This window comes from Rhizobium sp. LCM 4573 (genome assembly GCF_001854865.1).
Classification (GTDB): domain Bacteria; phylum Pseudomonadota; class Alphaproteobacteria; order Rhizobiales; family Rhizobiaceae; genus Neorhizobium.
Window position 1 is genome coordinate 35,963 of sequence record NZ_MDDW01000012.1, and the last position, 16,544, is coordinate 52,506.

Sequence of the window (16,544 nt, forward strand, 5' to 3'; positions counted from 1 at the left end):
CCGGCTTCCCGCGGTACGACCGCTGATGGAGATTGTTAGAAATCCGTCACATGGCTGTCAAATAGAAATAAGCTGTGTTACGCTCTTCGAAACGCCTTTGAGGGCGCATTTTCTCCCAACCATCGGCCTTTGTCGAAAGCGCGAAACTGATCCGAATATGACCGACAAACATGATATTATTCAATCTGTTGATACAGCAATCTCGGTGCTCATGGAGGTTGCCAAGCATCCCGGCAACAGGTTGTCCGACATAGCCCGGTCACTGGGTGAAACAAAACCACGCATCCTCCGAATGTTACGCACACTGGAACACCGTGGAATGGTGCAGAAGACCACCAAAGGAGGGTTTCGTCTTGGAAACGCCATTCTCGTCCTGGGAACGGCGGCATCAACCCAGGTCGATCTCGTGAGAATTGCAAGTCCGATCATGGAGGATGTCGGCCAGAAGGTGAACGAAACCGTCCAGCTTCGGATCATCGACAATTCCGAAGCCCTTTGCATCGCCAAGTTCGAGCCGACCAGGGATCTTAGGGTACACGCGATGATTGGCCGGCGCCGACCGCTGCATGCGGGTTCCAGCAAGGTGCTGTTGGCATTCCTCCCGCCGCAGGTTCAAAAGCAGATGCTGCCCGAGCAGCTCAGCCGCTTCACCGCCCGCACCATTACTCATCCGGGCCGCTTGGCCGCTCAGCTGCAGGCCATCCGGAAAGACGGATATTGCATCAGCCGCGGCGAGGTCAGCGATCAGCTTGTTTCGGCGGCGGTGCCGGTACTTGCCTTTGACGGCTCGGTCGTCGCCTCCCTGAACATCGCCGCTCCCGCCTTCCGCACCCAGGAAGACGACCTTCAGCGGTTCGTGGTCCTCTTGAAGGATGCGGCCCAGCAAATCTCCAAGGGGATCGGCTGGTAAACCCCAACCGTGACACGCTACACGACTGCCCTGTTTCTGGAGCTTTCCAAGGCATTACGYAGGATGAGCGGCAGTATTCCGCCGGCTCGCAGGATGTTCACCTCGGACGAGGTCTCGATTGCGGCCGTCGCCTGGAACGAAACCGTTTCGCCGCTCCGTCTCCTAATGGCGATGCGCACGGGCCTTCTTGGCGCGATGTGCGTCTCCTCGGCGTCCACCTCGAGGAGGTCGCCCGGCTGCAACGCAAGCCCGGACGGCCCCCATTCCGCTGGCAGCCGCAGGGGAAGGATGCCCATGCCGATGAGGTTCCAGCGGTGTATGCGCTCGAAACTCAAAGCAAGTACCGCCCGAACCCCGAGCAGAGACACACCCTTGGCGGCCCAATCCCTGGATGAGCCCATTCCATAGCGCTCCCCTGCCACGAGAACGAGGGGGTGCTGTTCGAGCTTGTACCGCTCTGCCGCATCCCAAAGCGGCATGACTTGCCCCGAAGGAACGTGCACGGTGGAGCCGGGGGGGATCTCCGATCCCAACAGGTTTTGGACGGTCTTGTTCGTGAACAGGCCCCGGACCATCGCCTCCCAATTGCCGCGGCGGGAAGAAAAGACATTCAGATCAAGCGGGTTCTCGCCGCGTTCGGCCAGGTATTTCCCGGCAACGCTGCCGGCGGGAATGGCCCCGGCCGGGGAAATGTGATCCGTGGTGACATCGTCTCCGAGCACCATGATCGGATAGGCCAGATAGCGGCCGAGGAGCGTGCCATTGCCGAAACCAGCGAATGACGGCCGGCGGATATAGGTCGATTTGTCGTTCCATGGGAAAAGCGTTGTGGTCGGCGCGTCTAGCGCCTGCCAAGTGGAACTGGCTTCAGCTTCCTCGTAAGCCGGCGAGAAATCCCCATGATCCGACGCCACTGCCACCACCTCGTCGATCTCGGCTGCCGTCGGCCAGAGCATCGCGAGTGTCACCGGCTGACCGCCAGCCGTCACGCCGATGGGTTCGCGGGTAACGTCGATATCGACCGTGCCAGCCAGGGCAAAGGCGATGACGAGCGGCGGCGAGGCCAGGAACCCTGCCTCCAGTTGCGGATGCACGCGTCCCGGAAAATTGCGGTTTCCCGAGAGAATGGCGACGGGGAGAATATCTCGCTCCGACATCGCCCGTTCGATCGGTTCCGTCAATGGCCCTGAATTGCCGATGCAGGTCGTGCAGCCGTATCCCACGATGCCGAAGCCGATCGCTTCCAGGTCTTCAAGCAGACCCGCACGCGTCAGGTAACGCTCGGCGGTCGGCGAGCCGGGCGCGAGCGAGGTCTTCACCCAATGGGGCGGCCGCAGGCCGAATGTCCTTGCCTTTCTCGCCAATAATCCCGCGGCAAGAAGCAGCCGAGGGTCGGACGTATTCGTGCAGCTGGTGATCGCCGCGATCGCAACCGCGCCATCGTCCGGTTCGCCTTCTCCTCCAGCTTTCGAGCTTTTTCTCTTCAACGGTTCAAGGGAAGCGGCAGCCTCGTCGACGGCAATCCGGTCCTGTGGCCTGCGTGGTCCAGCAAGGCTCGCCTCGATCCCGCTCAGATCGAGCGACACGACGGACGTGTAGCGCGGTTCCACCGCCGGATCGAACCACAGCCCGACCCGCCGGGCATAACGCTCCACCAGATCGACATGCTCACGCGAGCGGCCCGTGGAGACCAGATAGTCCAGAACCATCCGGTCGATGGGAAAATAGCCGCTGTTTCCGCCGAACTCCGGCGTCATGTTGGCCACCACCGCCCGTTCGCCTGCCGTCAGCGTCGAGACGCCCGGCCCGAAGAACTCGACGAATTTGTCCTGCAAATCCATCTGGCGAAGGATATGGGTCACCGTCAGCGCGAAATCGGTCGCCATCACGCCTTCCTTGAGGCGGCTAGTGAGACGCACCCCGACAACCTCCGGCACGCGAAGGGCGACGGGCATGCCAAAAAAAACGCTTTCGGCCTCCAGTCCCCCGACACCCCATGCCAGCACTCCGATCCCGTTAACCATCGGAGTATGACTGTCCGTGCCGATGAGCGTATCCGGCATCACCCACCGCCGGCCTCCCCTCTCCTCGGTCGCGACCACCGTCGCCAGCCGTTCGAGATTGAGGGTGTGCATGATGCCCGTGCCCGGCGGATGCACCCGAAAATCCTTCAGCGTGTTCGCCGCCCATTTCATGAAACGATATCGCTCGCTGTTGCGGCCATATTCGCGCTGCATGTTCAGCTGGAGGGCGTTGGACGAACCGAAGACATCCACCGCTACTGAATGGTCCGTGGATACGTCGACGGGCACTACCGGGTTGAGCAGGGATGGATCTCCGCCGGCTTCGGCCAGCGCCGAGCGCATTCCCGCGATATCCACCAGGGCCGGGCCGCAAGTTGTGTCGTGCATGAGCACGCGGTTGGGCAGGAACGGAATTTCCGCCTCGCTCGTACCGGCATCCAGCCAGGCCAGGATCGCCGCCTTGGCGGCTTCAGCGTCCTCGTCCCCGCGCCGCAGGACGTTTTCGAGCAGGATGCGATGGATGAAGGGCATCCGGTTCAGCTTGCCATCGGCCTCCTTCTCGAGGTCGATGAATTGATAGACGCGCCCTTCTTCTTCCAACGTATCGACTGCTGCCATCATGCTACCCAACTCGCCGCCGGACCTGCTCCGGCCGCCTATTTCGTTTCTACATATTATGATTATAAAATGCAATATTCGGAGGATACGAAAAATCCTCCGCAGGGACATGATCGCGCGCTAGACCTGCGGAGCCTTGATCCGTCCCGCACCCATGATGTGGGTGTAGAGAAACGCTGCAGCCTCGCTTCTGCGACCGCTCTCGATGAGGTCGAGAATGTGCAGATGCTCCTCCGTCTGCTTGGGAAGGCGGCTGCGATCGATCGTGATGTGGTATTCGATCAGCCGGCGCAGGCGATTGATTCTCCTGATCGCGTCCAGGAAAAATTCGTTCTTCGACCAGCCGACGAGCATTTCGTGAAACTCGTTGTTCGCCTTGAATATCTCGGCGCGGGACCAGGTCTGATACCCGCCGGCCGATAGCGCCGTCTGCGTCTGGCGGGCACGCTGCAGTTCCTCGAGGTCCGGCTCGAAGCTTGGAAGCAGCATCGCCTGCTGCTCGATGACGGCGCGGAAGGCGTAGCCATCCTCATAGCTTTGCCTGGATGTCAATGTCTGCCTGAAGGCCCAGCCATTTCCCGGGAGGCGCTCGACCCAGCCTTCGTCCGCAATGCGGTGCAGGATCTTCAGAAGCCGGCTGCGCGGTAGCTCGTAGAGCCGCATGAGTTCCGCTTCGCTTACCCGCTCCGGCAGTCTGCCGGCCAGCCGGTCCTCCGCGATCTTGAAATAGATGGCGTCCTCGCCGCTTTCCTGTTCCGTCGGTCGGGACGTGATGCCCAGATTTTCCGCATCGACCGCGAGGAAATAGCCCCGGTTAGCCTCCGCGCGCACAACCCCTTCCTCTTCGAGGCGGCGAAGCGCGCTCATCACAGGCGCGCGGGAAACGCGAAATGCGTCCGCCAACATCTGGAGGGGAAGGTGCTCGCCTTTCCGCATCTCCTTCGATTTCACAAACTCGATGATGCTGTTGCTGATCTGAGGAGAAAGACTGTTCCTTGCCATCCAGATACCCGCGCTTCTCCAATCCCACCGTACTCCGACCGACCTGCCGTGGCGGCCGGGCTATTCCAGTATCCTCTAGTCTTCATCCTGCTGGAAGCGGGACAGGCCCTTGAAGATGAACGGCGCAACCAGCGCACTCAACGCTATCCCGACCATGATCGCCGAACTTGGATGCTGCAGAAAGACCATTGGATCGCCAAGACTCATCTGAAGCGATCTTCTGAGCGCATTATCGGCAAGCGGGCCAAGGATCAATCCGACGACCGCCGGAGCGATGGGATAATCATAGCGCCGCATGAGGAAGCCGACCACACCGAAGCCGGTCAGCAGGAGAAGCTCCACGACTGATGGATTGGCGGCGATCGTTCCCATGGAGGCGAAGACGAGAATGCCTGCATAGAGCCAGGGCAGCGGAATCGCCAGGAGACGTACCCACAGACCGATCAGCGGCAGGTTCAGCACCAGAAGCATGACGTTGGCGATGAACAGGCTGGCGACCAGACCCCAGACCAGATCGGCATGCTGGGCAAACAGGAGAGGACCGGGCTGGATGTTGTACTGCTGGAACCCCGCCAGCATGACCGCCGCCGTCGCCGACGTGGGAAGGCCGAGCGTCAGCAGGGGCACGAGAGTGCCCGCCGCCGAGGCATTGTTGGCAGCCTCCGGGCCGGCCACCCCCTCGATCGCCCCCGAGCCGAACTCCTCGGATTTCCGGCTGAGCTTTCTCTCGATATTGTAACTGAGAAACGTCGGAATTTCCGCGCCCCCTGCGGGCAACGCTCCGATCGGAAACCCGATTGCGGTCCCGCGAAGCCAAGGCTTCCAGGATCTCGCCCAGTCCTCCATGCTCATCCATATCGAGCCGTTGACCGGGATCGGCTTTTCGGGTTTGTAGAGATGGCGCGAGGCCACCACCAGCGCCTCGCCGATCGCGAAGAGACCCACGGCCAGCGTGGTGACTTCGATCCCGTCGAGAAGCTCGGGCACACCGAAGGTGAGGCGCGCCTGGCCCGTCAGCTGGTCGATCCCCATCAACCCGAGCCATAGGCCGAAGGCCAGACTTGTCAGGCCGCGCAGCGGAGAAGACCCGAAAGTGGCCGACACGGTCACGAAGGCGATCAGCATCAGCCCGAAATAGTCCCAGGGTGCAAATTTCACCGCGATCTTGACTAGCAGCGGTGCCAGGAAGGCCAGCGCAATTGTTGCGACGAGCGCGGCGACGAAGGAACCGATCGCCGCCGTTGCGAGCGCCGGTCCGCCGCGGCCGGACCGAGCCATCCGATTGCCTTCCAACGCGGTGACGACGGAAGCGCTTTCTCCCGGCGTGTTCAGCAGGATCGCGGTCGTGGAGCCGCCATACATGCCGCCATAGTAGATGCCCGCGAACATGATGATCGAACCGCCGGGATCGAGCTTGAACGTCACCGGAAGAAGAAGCGCAACTGTCAGCGCCGGGCCTATGCCGGGAAGAACGCCGACCGCCGTGCCGATGATGACGCCGATCGCCGCATAGATCAGATTGGCCGGCTGGGTTGCCAGCGAAAATCCGTCGAACAGAAGAGCAAAGGATTCCATCACCGCACCTCAGAAGAGCCGTTCAAGCGGCCCCTGTGGCAAAGCCAGCGTCAGGAGCTTGTTGAACAGCAGGAAGATCAGGACCGCGAGCACGGCGCCAAGACAAATGTCGGCCAGCAAGGCCCTTCGGCCGAAGGCGCGCGCTGTGAATGCGAAGAGCAGGGTCGAGCCTAAAATGAACCCGCCGCCGAGCCAGATGGACCCGATGAGCGAAGCAAGCGCCAGGCCTATCCAGCCGATGGCTTTCCAGTCGGATGCTTCCGTCTCCAGATCGGACGGCTTGAACGCGCTGACGAGATGCCCGACGCCGAGGGCGACGAACAGCACCGCGACGAAATAGGACGTCGCGTTGGCGCCCATGCCGTAGCTTGCGCGGACCGTCATGGCGCTCGCGTCCCAATAGGTGATGAAGGCGATGGCGAAGAGTATGACCGCCACGACGGCGGCCGGGCGATTGGGAGTGTGCAGGGTCTTGCCGCTCATAACGTCCTCTTGGCGCAGGAAGGATGTCCCTCCCTGCGCCTCCCGAATTAATCCGCCAGTCCGATGGACTTGAGGATGCCCTGGACACGATCCGTTTCCGAAGCGACGAAGGTTTTGAATTCGTCGGAGGGAGCGTAGTAATCCGTCCAGCCGCGCGCCTTAAGAAGCTCTTTCCATCGGTCGGAGGTGACCGTCTTCTCGATGGCGGCCTTCAGCGCCTCCAGGTCGTCCCCTTCGACGCCAGGCCCGGCGAAAACACCGCGCCAGTTCACCAGTTCGATATCGAGGCCCTGGGCTTTCAGCGGCTTTGCCTCGATGCCCTCGATCGGCTCGGGATAGGAGATCGCCAAGGCCCTCAGGTCGCCAGACTCGATCTGCCCCTGCCATTCGCCGTAACCGGAAATACCGGCGGTCGCCTGTCCGCCCAACATGGCGGCCAGCGCCTCGCCGCCCCCGGAATAGGCGACATAATTGATCTTACTCGGATCTTCTCCGGCCGCCTGGGTGACGAGCGCCGCCAGGATATGGTCCGCGCCGCCGGCGGAACCGCCGACCCAGATTGCCTTGGCAACGTCGCTTTTGATGGTCTTCAGGAGGTCGTCGATCGTCCGGATCGGCGAATCCTTCGGCACGACGATGACCAGCGGATCACCGGTCAGCCGGGCGAGCGGTGTCACCTGGGTAAGATCAACGGGTGATTTGTTGGAAATACTTGCWCCAACCAGGGTGATGCCGGCGACCAGCAACTGGTCGGGGCTGCCTTTCGCCGAGCCGAYGAACTGGGCGAGGCCAACGGTGCCGCCCGCGCCCGGAACGTTGACGACCTGCACGCTTTTCGCGGCACCCGTCGCCATCATCACTTCCTGGAGCGAACGGGATGCCGCATCCCATCCTCCACCGGCCCCGGCGGGAGCCGTGATCGTCAACTCGAGCCCCTGGGCCGAAACGGAAACTGCGCCGGCGGCAAGCGAGCCGCCGATCATCGCGACCATGAGGCCGTGCCTGAAGAAATTACGCATGAGCGATTGCCCTCCTCATATTCTTGCCGGCTCCCCTCCGGAGCCGAGATGAAGAGATTTGCATTATATAATTACAAAAGTAAATAGAGCGATCATAAAAGGCAGCCACACCACCGCATGAGGAAGCGCGGCTTTCGCGCCTTGGGCGGAGTGCCGCGCCTCGGTTTCAGCGAACACCCATGGGATTTGAGATCGGGATACAGAAGAGGAAGACCGCGCGATGCGCGAACCGCAGCGCCGGAGCGCTACTTTCGGCATGCCCGTAGCTTCTCGGGCGCACGCAGATTTATGGCGCCATCAGCTATTGGATGAGGATCGCCCTGAAATCATTGACATTGGTGCCCGTCGGGCCCGGCACGAAAAGGTCGCCCAGCTGCGAAAATGCGGTCCAGCTGTCGTTGCGAACGAGGAATTCGGCGGCGTCCGCCTGGTGTTCGGCAAGGCGCGAGACGGTCGTGYCATCGGCGAAAGCGCCCGCATTGTCTTCCGAACCGTCGATACCGTCGGTATCGGCTGCAAGAGCGAAAACACCCTCCAGACCGTCGACGCCGCAGGCCAGTGACAGCAGGAATTCGCCATTTCGCCCACCTTTGCCCTTGCCTTTGATCGTCACGGTCGTTTCGCCGCCGGAGAGAATGACGGTGGGTTTCCGGAACGGCCGGTTGCGACGGACGACTTCGGCTGCGATCGCCGCATGGACGCGGCCGACCTCCGAGGCTTCCCCCTCGATGGCATCGGAAAGGATGACCACTTCGACACCGGCCTTGCGCGCGGCTTCGGCGGCAGCCTCCAGCGAAACGGCGGCGGAGGCGACGAGCTTCACCGCGTTGCGGGCAAAGCGGGCATCGGATGGCAGGGGTGGCGCGTCGTTGTTCTCGCGAATGTGGCGCATGACCGTTTGGGGCAGGTCGAGGCGATAGCGTTCGATGAGGCGCAGCGCATCGGCGCGGGTCGTCGCATCGGCAATGGTCGGCCCTGAGGCGACAAGGGCGGGATTGTCGCCCGGAATGTCGGAAACCACGAGCGAGACGACACGCGCCGGATGGGCGAGTGCCGCAAGGCGGCCGCCCTTGATACGCGAGACCTGCTTGCGTACGGCATTCATGGCGCTGATCGGCGCGCCGGAGGCCAGCAGCGCCCGGTTCACGGCAACCTCGTCCTCCAGTGTCAGCTCGCCCGCCGGTGCGGGCAGCAGCGCTGAACCACCGCCACAGATGAGCGCGACCACGAGATCGTCTTCCGTCAGCCCCCGCACCGCGCCCATCAGCCGGCCGGAGGCTATCAGGCCGTTCTGGTCCGGCACCGGGTGGGCGGCTTCCAGAACCTCGATCCGCTCGCAGGGGATGGCATAGCCGTAGCGCGTGACGACGACGCCGGAAAGTGGTGCGTCCCAAAGCCGTTCGAAGGCCCGCGCCATCTGCGCGGCACCCTTGCCGGCCCCGATTACCACCGTCCGGCCCTTCGGCTTTTCCGGCAAATTGGCGGCCAGCACCTTCTCCGGATCGGCGGCAGCCACCGCTACATGGAAAAGCCCTTCGAGAAAGGCGCGCGGATCGGCAATGGTCGGCATCAGGTTTTCCCGTCTTGTGAGAAAAGCCGGGCGGCGCTCCTCTTCGCCACCCGGCTCGAGCCGTCATGCGACGGCGTGGTTCGCCATGCGCTCAAGTGCCTTGACGAGACCGGAATGATCCAGACCGCTGTCGCCATTGGCTGCGCAGAGGTTGAAGAGTTCCTGCGTCGAGGCGGTGTTTGGCAGAGCGATGCCGAGCGACTTGGCGCCCTGCAGCGCCAGGTTCAGGTCCTTCTGGTGCAGGGAGATGCGGAAGCCCGGATCGAACGTGCGCTTGATCATGCGGTCGCCATGAACCTCCAGAATGCGGGAGGAAGCAAATCCGCCCATCAGGGCCTCGCGTACCCGTGCGGGGTCCGCGCCAGCCTTGGAGGCGAAGACGAGCGCCTCGGAAACCGCCTCGATCGTCAGCGCCACGATGATCTGGTTGGCGACCTTGGTCACCTGGCCGTCGCCGCAATCGCCGACGAGCGTGATGTTCTTACCCATCAGCTGGAGGAGCGGCAGCGCGCGGTCGAAGCTCTCCTGCGAGCCGCCTGCCATGATCGACAAGCTCGCGTTCTTGGCGCCAACCTCGCCGCCGGAAACCGGAGCGTCGATATATTCGGCACCGGTTTCGCGAACCTTCTTCGCGAATTCCTTGGTCTCGATCGGCGAGATCGAGCTCATGTCGATGACGAGCTTGCCCTTGCCGAGACCATAAGCGACGCCGTTTTCGCCGAAGAGGACATCCTTCACTTCCGGCGTATCCGGCAGCATCAGGATGATCGTATCGACCGTTTCCGCAAGCGCCTTCGGCGTCTCTACGAATTCCAGCCCGTTGTCGAGAAGTTCCTGGCGCGGCGGGATGACGAACTTCGAGGTAACGACCTTGTGGCCAGCGTCCTGAAGGTGGCGCGCCATCGGCGTGCCCATGATGCCGAGGCCGATAAATCCGATTGTTGCCATAACTTAGCTCCTGATCTTGAGAATGTCTGCGCTCTTGGCCTGCCGGCCGACGGCGGTGGCGAACCAGCCGAGCCCTTCCTGGGTCGTGGAGCGCGGCTTGTACTCGCAGCCGATCCAGCCGTCGTAGCCGAGCGCGTCGAGCGCATCGAAAACGAAGGGATAGGCGATCTCGCCGGTGCCCGGCTCGTTACGGCCGGGATTGTCGGCAAGCTGCACGTGGGCGATCTGCGCCTGGTGCTTCTTGAACGTGCCGATCAGCTCGCCCTCGGTGCGCTGCTGGTGGTAGAGGTCGTACTGGATGAACAGGTTGTCGCTGCCGACCCCGGCGATGATCGAGGCCGCCTGATCCGGCGTGTTCAGGTAGAAGCCCGGAATGTCGAAGCGGTTGATCGGCTCGATCAGCAGCCGGATTCCATGCTTGCCGAGTTCATCGGCCGCGAATTTCAGGTTGGCGACGAAGGTTGCCCTGAGCACATCGTCCGAAACACCGACCGGCGCGATGCCGGAAAGGCAGTTGATCTGCTTGCAGCCAAGCAGGGTCGCATAGTCAATCGCGGACGCCACGCCGCGGCGGAACTCATCCACCCGGTCCGGCAGGATGGCGATGCCGCGCTCGCCGCCGGCCCAATTGCCCGCCGGCAGGTTGTGCAGCACCTGGGTCAACCCGTTGAGATCGAGCGCGGCGCGTAGCGCCTCCTTGTCGAAATCATAAGGGAAGAGGTACTCAACACCCTCGAAGCCGGCCTTCGCGGCGAGCGCGAAGCGATCGAGGAACGGCACCTCGTTGAAGAGCATCGTCAGATTGGCCGCAAATTTCGGCATGGTTGTTCTCCCTCTATTTGGCGCAATTGCCTTCAGTCGAGACCGATCAGCGTGGCGGTCGGAGCGTCCTCCCCGCGTTCGGCAAGTTCTTCGAACTCGACCACGGCATTGATGTCGGCCCCCATGGAAATATTGGTGACGCGTTCGAGGATGAACTCGACGACGACCGGAACCTGATGCTCCTCCATGAGCTTCTGCGCCGTGGTGAAGGCTTCCTGGAACTCGTTCGGGCCGCGCACGCGGATCGCCTTGCAGCCGAGGCCTTCGGCGACCGCAACGTGGTCGACGCCGTAGCCCGCTTCAGAATCCCCCGAGGCGTTGATGTTGTCGAAGGCGAGGCTGACTTCGAAATCCATGTTGAAGCCGCGCTGCGCCTGGCGGATGAGACCGAGGTATGAATTGTTCACGACCACATGCAGGTAGGGCAGCTTGTGCTGCGCGCCGACCGCCAGTTCCTCGATCATGAACTGGAAGTCGTAGTCGCCGGAGAGGGCTACGATCGGACGATCCGGATCGGCCGCGCGGACGCCGAGCGCCGCCGGCAGCGTCCAGCCGAGCGGGCCGGCCTGGCCGCAGTTGATCCAGTTGCGCGGCTTGTAGATATGCAGGAACTGCGCGCCGGCGATCTGGCTCAAGCCGATGGTCGAGACATAGCAGGTGTCGCGGTCGAACGCCTTGTTCATCTCTTCGTAGACGCGCTGGGGCTTCAATGGCGTCTGATCGAAATGGGTCTTGCGCAGCATGGTGCGCTTGCGCTCGCGGCACTCTTCCGCCCAGGCGGACCAGTCCTTGAGCTTGCCGGCAACCTTCCACTCCGTCGCGACGTCGAGGAGGAGCTTCAGAGCCGCGCCTGCATCCGAGACGATGCCGAAATCGGGAGCGAAGACGCGGCCGATCTGGGTGGGCTCGATGTCGACGTGGACGAAGGTACGGCCTTCCGTATAGGTCGGGACATTGCCGGTATGGCGGTTTGCCCAGCGATTGCCGATGCCGAGGACGAAATCGGAGGCAAGCAGCGTGGCATTGCCGTAGCGATGCGAGGTCTGCAGGCCGCACATGCCGGCCATCAGCCGGTGGTCGTCGGGGATCGTGCCCCAGCCCATCAGCGTCGGTATGACCGGAACGCCGGTGATCTCCGCGAATTCGACCAACAGGTCGGAAGCATCGGCATTGATGATGCCGCCGCCGGCGACGATCAGCGGCCGCTCCGCCGCGTTCAGCATGGCAAGCGCCTTTTCGGCCTGGGCCCGGGTCGCGGACGGCTTATAGGGCTCAAGCGGAGCATACGTCTCGATATCGAACTCTATTTCGGCGAGCTGGACGTCGAGCGGCAGATCGATCAGGACAGGACCGGGGCGGCCGGACCGCATGGTGTGGAACGCCTTCTGGAAGACGAAGGGCACCAGCGCCGGCTCCATGACGGTGACGGCCCATTTAGTGACGGGCGCCGCGATCTTGGCGATATCGACCGCCTGGAAATCCTCCTTGTCGAGGCGCGCGCGCGGCGCCTGGCCGGTGATGCAGAGGATCGGGATCGAATCCGCTGAAGCCGAGTAGAGGCCGGTGATCATGTCCGTGCCGGCAGGGCCCGAAGTACCGATGCACACGCCGATATTGCCGGCGCGGGCACGGGTATAGCCCTCGGCCATGTGGCTTGCGCCCTCGACATGGCGGGCGAGGATATGGCGCACGAAACCGCGCGCCTTCAGCGCCGAATAAAAGGGATTGATCGCGGCGCCGGGAACACCGAAGGCGCAGTCGATGCCTTCCCGTTCCAGAACCAGTACCGCCGCGTCTACAGCACGCATCTTAGCCATGGGCTTCCTCCGTCTCTTGGCCTGGAGGTTACCCCATTCAGCGCAGCGGGCAATAAAAGAATGGAAATCATTCCCATCATGTGGAAATAAACATTTTCAAGTAATCTGCGGTAATCCCCGACGGCGCGGACGTGCCAGAAAGTGCAGAGGAGTTACGCCATGACCGAGCAGCAGCACGAAAAGCCGAGGGGAAAGCCGGGCCGCAAGCCAGGCGAAAATTTCGCGCCGTCTTCCGTCCAGGTTCTCGACCGGAGCCTGAAACTCCTCGAACTCGTGGCTGAAGCCGACGGCGCGACGCTAACGGATCTTGCTGACCATTCCGGCATGGCGCCTTCCACCGCACACCGGCTGCTGACTTCCCTGGCAGGACACGRCATGGTCGCCCATGATGCCGAGACAGGTGCCTGGACGATCGGCGTCAAGGCTTTCGAGATCGGCACGGCCTATCTKCGCTTCCGCAAGCTCGGCACGATCAGCCGGCCATTTCTCAAGCAGTTGATGGAGGAATGCGGGGAGACCGCCAATATGGCGATCGAGGAGGAAGGCGATGTCGTCTTCATCTCCCAGGTGGAAAGCCATTCGCCGATGCGCGCCTTCTTCCGTCCCGGACATCGTGGGCCGATTCATGCATCCGGCATCGGCAAGGCAATTCTCTCAACCTGGACAGATGCCCGCATCGAAGCGCTGCTCACCGGCCGCAACCTCCGGCACTTCACCGAAAAGACCCGCGATACGCTGCCCGCTCTTCTGGATGACATCGCAAAGATCCGCAGCCGTGGCTGGTCGATCGACGACGAGGAGCATACGCTCGGCATGCGCTGTGTCGCGGCACCGATCTTCGATGAATATGGAGAAGCTGTCGCGGGTATTTCGGTGTCGGGCCCCGCGGTACGGCTGCCGGACGCAAGGATCGAAACTATCGGCCCCATCGTAGGCGCAGCGGCGGAGGCTCTGACCAAGGAGATGGGCGGACGCTTGAGATCATCCCGGTCAGCGGGATGAGCTTTGAGAAGCTCGGGACCTTCTCCCAACAAGCAGAGGAGAAGGCCCCGATTGGTTCGGACGAGGGGTCATGCCGGACCGAACGTATCAGGCCGTTTCGAAAATGCGCTGCCGCGCGACGCCGGCCTTGCCCTCTGCCTTCTTCGGTTTGCCGGCGACATAGACCTCTGCGATGCAGCGATCGTCGCCCATGGTCTGAAGGATGAAGAGTTCCTCCGCAAGCGAGGTCGCCGTCCGCATGCGGTATTCCATGGCTGACTTTGCACCCGAATCCAGTACCACGATATCCGCATCCGCTCCGGTATGGAGCGAGYCGATATGCTGTTCCAGTCCGAGCGCCTGGGCATTGCCGAGCGTCATGCGGTAGAAGGAACTGAACGGCGTCAGCCGCTGACCCTGCATGTGCAGCACCTTGTAAGCCTCGCCCATGGTCTCCAGCATGGAGAAGCTGGTTCCGCCGCCGACATCGGTGGCAACCGACCAGCGGGCTCCCAGCCGGTCGAACCGGTCTCGGTCGAAAAGCCCGGAACCAAGGAAGAGGTTCGATGTCGGACAGAAGACGCCGACCGCGCCCGTTTCGRCAAGAACCGAGATCTCGCGATCGCTCAGATAGATGCAATGGCCGAGCAGCATGCGTTCGTTGAGCAGGCCGTAACGGGCGTAGATATCGGTGTAGTCCTTCGCCTCCGGATAGAGCGAGGTTGCGAAGGCGACCTCGTCGCGGTTTTCCGAAAGATGCGTCTGGACGAAGCATTCCGGATGCTCGGCGACGAGCGCCTGGCTCATCTCCATCTGCTCCGGCGTCGATGTGATGGCAAAGCGGGGGCTGATCGCATAATGGGCCCGGCCGCGGCCATGCCACTTTTCGATCAGTCGCTTCGTCTCGTCATAGCCCTGCTGCGCGGTATCGCGAAGCGCTTCGGGAGCATTGCGGTCCATCATCACCTTGCCGCCGATCATGCGCATGCCGCGCGCCTCGGCCGCTGTGAAATAGGCGTCGACGCTTTCCGGATGCACTGAACAGTAGGCAACCGCCGTCGTCGTGCCGTTCGACAGCAGCTCATCCATGGAACGCTCGGCGACGGCGGCCGCATGAGCGGCGCGGGCGAATTTCTGCTCCTCGACGAAAATATAGGTGTTCAGCCATTCGAGCAGCTGCGCGCCATAGGAAGCGATCGCCTGCGTCTGCGGGAAATGCAGATGCGTATCGATAAAGCCCGGCAGAACGAGATTCGGACGATGATCGGCGATCTCCGCATTGGCGCCGGCCAGCTTGCGGATATCGGCATAGGTGCCGGTATCGACGATCTTGCCGTCACGAACCAGAACCGCGCCGTCCTCGAAATAGTGATAGGAGGCGGTATCGTCGATGCCCTGCGGCTCGGCAACGAAGGTCAGCACCCGGCCGCGGATCAGGAGTTCGGTCATTCGGTCTTCTCCCCTTTGATGGCGCTTTCGTACCAGGCTACGATCAGGCGCCGCTCTTCGTCGGAAATCTGGGTGACGTTGGCCGGCGGCATCGCGTGGCTGCGGCCCGCCTGCAGGTAGATCTCCCGGGCATGGACGGCGATCTCGCCATCAGTTTCCAGCACCACGCCCTTCGGCGGTACGATGATGCCCTCCCAGCCCGGCTCCTTGGCATGGCACATGGAACAGCGGCCGAGAACGGTGTCGCGCACCTTGGGAAAGCTCTCAGCCGTCATGAAGGGCTGCTGTGCGGTCGAAACCTTGGCGTCCTCGGTTTCACCCGTCAGCAGCTTCGGCACAGTGGAAAGCCACATGATGACGATGAAGAGCAGCAGGGTCACAAGCCAGGTCCAGGTCGGATTGCCGGCATCCGCATGGCGCGTGTTGAAATAGTGGCGGATCGTGACGCCCATCAGGAAGACCAGCGAGGCGATAATCCAGTTGTACTCGGTGCCGAAAGCCAGCGGATAGTGGTTCGACAGCATCAGGAACAGGACCGGCAGCGTCAGGTAGTTGTTGTGCGTCGAGCGCTGCTTGGCGATCTTGCCGTATTTCGGGTCCGGCGTGCGTCCGGCGATGAGGTCGGCGACGACGATCTTCTGGTTCGGAATGATGATGAAGAAAACGTTGGCCGACATGATCGTCGCGGTGAAAGCGCCGAGATGCAAGAAGGCTGCGCGCCCCGTGAAGAGCTGGGTATAGCCCCAGGCGACCGCGACGAGGATGAAGTAGAGCGCCACCATCAGCCGCGTATTGTCATTGCCGAACGGCGACTTGCAGATCAGATCGTACATGATCCAGCCGAAAGCAATCGAACCCAGCGAAATGGCGATCGCCGCCGTCTTGGACACGTCCAGCACGTTCGGATCGATCAGATAGAGGTCTGCGCCGGCATAATAGACGAGACACAGCATGCCGAAGCCGGAGAGCCAGGTGACGTAGCTTTCCCATTTGAACCAGACGAGATGTTCCGGCATGTTGGCGGGCGCCACCAGATATTTCTGGATATGGTAGAAGCCGCCGCCATGGACCTGCCACTCCTCTCCATGCGCGCCCGGAGGCAATGCCGGATGCTTCTTCAGGCCCAGATCGAGCGCAACGAAATAGAACGACGAGCCGATCCAGGCTATCGCCGTAATCACATGCAGCCAGCGAACGGCGAAGGTCAGCCAGTCCCAGGCGATGGCATATTCGTACAAGGCGTCCTCCCAGAAACTTTTTCCGGACTTTTGACACCTCACGATTTCCAAGGATATTCCGACAAATCCTCAACACTTTCAAAAAAAT

13 protein-coding genes are annotated in these 16,544 nt (G+C 62.2%); 2 read left to right on the forward strand and 11 right to left on the reverse strand.

Annotated features, from left to right (window positions below; translation table 11 throughout):
• The first annotated feature begins 157 nt into the window (after window positions 1–157).
• The gene (locus tag LCM4573_RS16335; protein WP_071007451.1) at window positions 158–910 is read left to right on the forward strand and encodes an IclR family transcriptional regulator; all 753 of its coding nucleotides are present in this window, start codon (window positions 158–160) and stop codon (window positions 908–910) included.
• A 17-nt stretch (window positions 911–927) separates the two neighbouring features.
• Here LCM4573_RS16335 and acnA read toward each other — a convergent pair whose 3' ends face one another.
• From acnA to gcl, 9 genes are all read right to left on the reverse strand, one after another.
• Window positions 928–3,552 (reverse strand): aconitate hydratase AcnA, encoded by a 2,625-nt coding sequence (gene acnA / locus LCM4573_RS16340; RefSeq protein WP_071007475.1) that lies wholly within the window; start codon window positions 3,550–3,552, stop codon window positions 928–930.
• A gap of 120 nt (window positions 3,553–3,672) precedes the next feature.
• Entirely contained in the window at window positions 3,673–4,554 is an 882-nt protein-coding gene (locus LCM4573_RS16345) for a GntR family transcriptional regulator (protein ID WP_071007452.1), read from the reverse strand.
• Window positions 4,555–4,629: 75 nt separating this feature from the next.
• A complete protein-coding gene (locus tag LCM4573_RS16350; RefSeq protein WP_071007453.1) occupies window positions 4,630–6,129 on the reverse strand; it encodes a tripartite tricarboxylate transporter permease in 1,500 nt (499 codons plus the stop codon).
• Window positions 6,130–6,138: 9 nt separating this feature from the next.
• The gene (locus LCM4573_RS16355; protein ID WP_071007454.1) at window positions 6,139–6,612 is read right to left on the reverse strand and encodes a tripartite tricarboxylate transporter TctB family protein; all 474 of its coding nucleotides are present in this window, start codon (window positions 6,610–6,612) and stop codon (window positions 6,139–6,141) included.
• Window positions 6,613–6,659: 47 nt separating this feature from the next.
• The gene (locus LCM4573_RS16360; protein WP_407071744.1) at window positions 6,660–7,604 is read right to left on the reverse strand and encodes a Bug family tripartite tricarboxylate transporter substrate binding protein; all 945 of its coding nucleotides are present in this window, start codon (window positions 7,602–7,604) and stop codon (window positions 6,660–6,662) included.
• A 328-nt stretch (window positions 7,605–7,932) separates the two neighbouring features.
• A complete protein-coding gene (locus tag LCM4573_RS16365) occupies window positions 7,933–9,201 on the reverse strand; it encodes a glycerate kinase (protein WP_071007456.1) in 1,269 nt (422 codons plus the stop codon).
• A 63-nt stretch (window positions 9,202–9,264) separates the two neighbouring features.
• The gene (locus LCM4573_RS16370; RefSeq protein WP_071007457.1) at window positions 9,265–10,149 is read right to left on the reverse strand and encodes a 2-hydroxy-3-oxopropionate reductase; all 885 of its coding nucleotides are present in this window, start codon (window positions 10,147–10,149) and stop codon (window positions 9,265–9,267) included.
• Window positions 10,150–10,152: 3 nt separating this feature from the next.
• Entirely contained in the window at window positions 10,153–10,971 is an 819-nt protein-coding gene (gene hyi / locus LCM4573_RS16375) for a hydroxypyruvate isomerase (protein ID WP_071007458.1), read from the reverse strand.
• A gap of 32 nt (window positions 10,972–11,003) precedes the next feature.
• Complete coding sequence (gcl, locus tag LCM4573_RS16380; RefSeq protein ID WP_071007459.1) at window positions 11,004–12,788, reverse strand: glyoxylate carboligase; 1,785 nt, start codon at window positions 12,786–12,788, stop codon at window positions 11,004–11,006.
• Between the two features lie 159 nt (window positions 12,789–12,947).
• On the opposite strand from gcl, the gene bhcR reads away from it, so the two are divergent.
• Window positions 12,948–13,790 (forward strand): HTH-type transcriptional regulator BhcR, encoded by an 843-nt coding sequence (gene bhcR, locus LCM4573_RS16385; protein ID WP_071007460.1) that lies wholly within the window; start codon window positions 12,948–12,950, stop codon window positions 13,788–13,790.
• An 87-nt stretch (window positions 13,791–13,877) separates the two neighbouring features.
• Here the strand turns inward: bhcR and guaD are convergent, their stop codons facing one another.
• The gene (gene guaD, locus LCM4573_RS16390; RefSeq protein ID WP_071007461.1) at window positions 13,878–15,218 is read right to left on the reverse strand and encodes a guanine deaminase; all 1,341 of its coding nucleotides are present in this window, start codon (window positions 15,216–15,218) and stop codon (window positions 13,878–13,880) included.
• Entirely contained in the window at window positions 15,215–16,456 is a 1,242-nt protein-coding gene (locus LCM4573_RS16395; RefSeq protein WP_071007462.1) for a urate hydroxylase PuuD, read from the reverse strand. Before LCM4573_RS16395 ends, guaD begins: the two co-directional genes overlap by 4 nt.
• Window positions 16,457–16,544 lie beyond the last annotated feature (88 nt).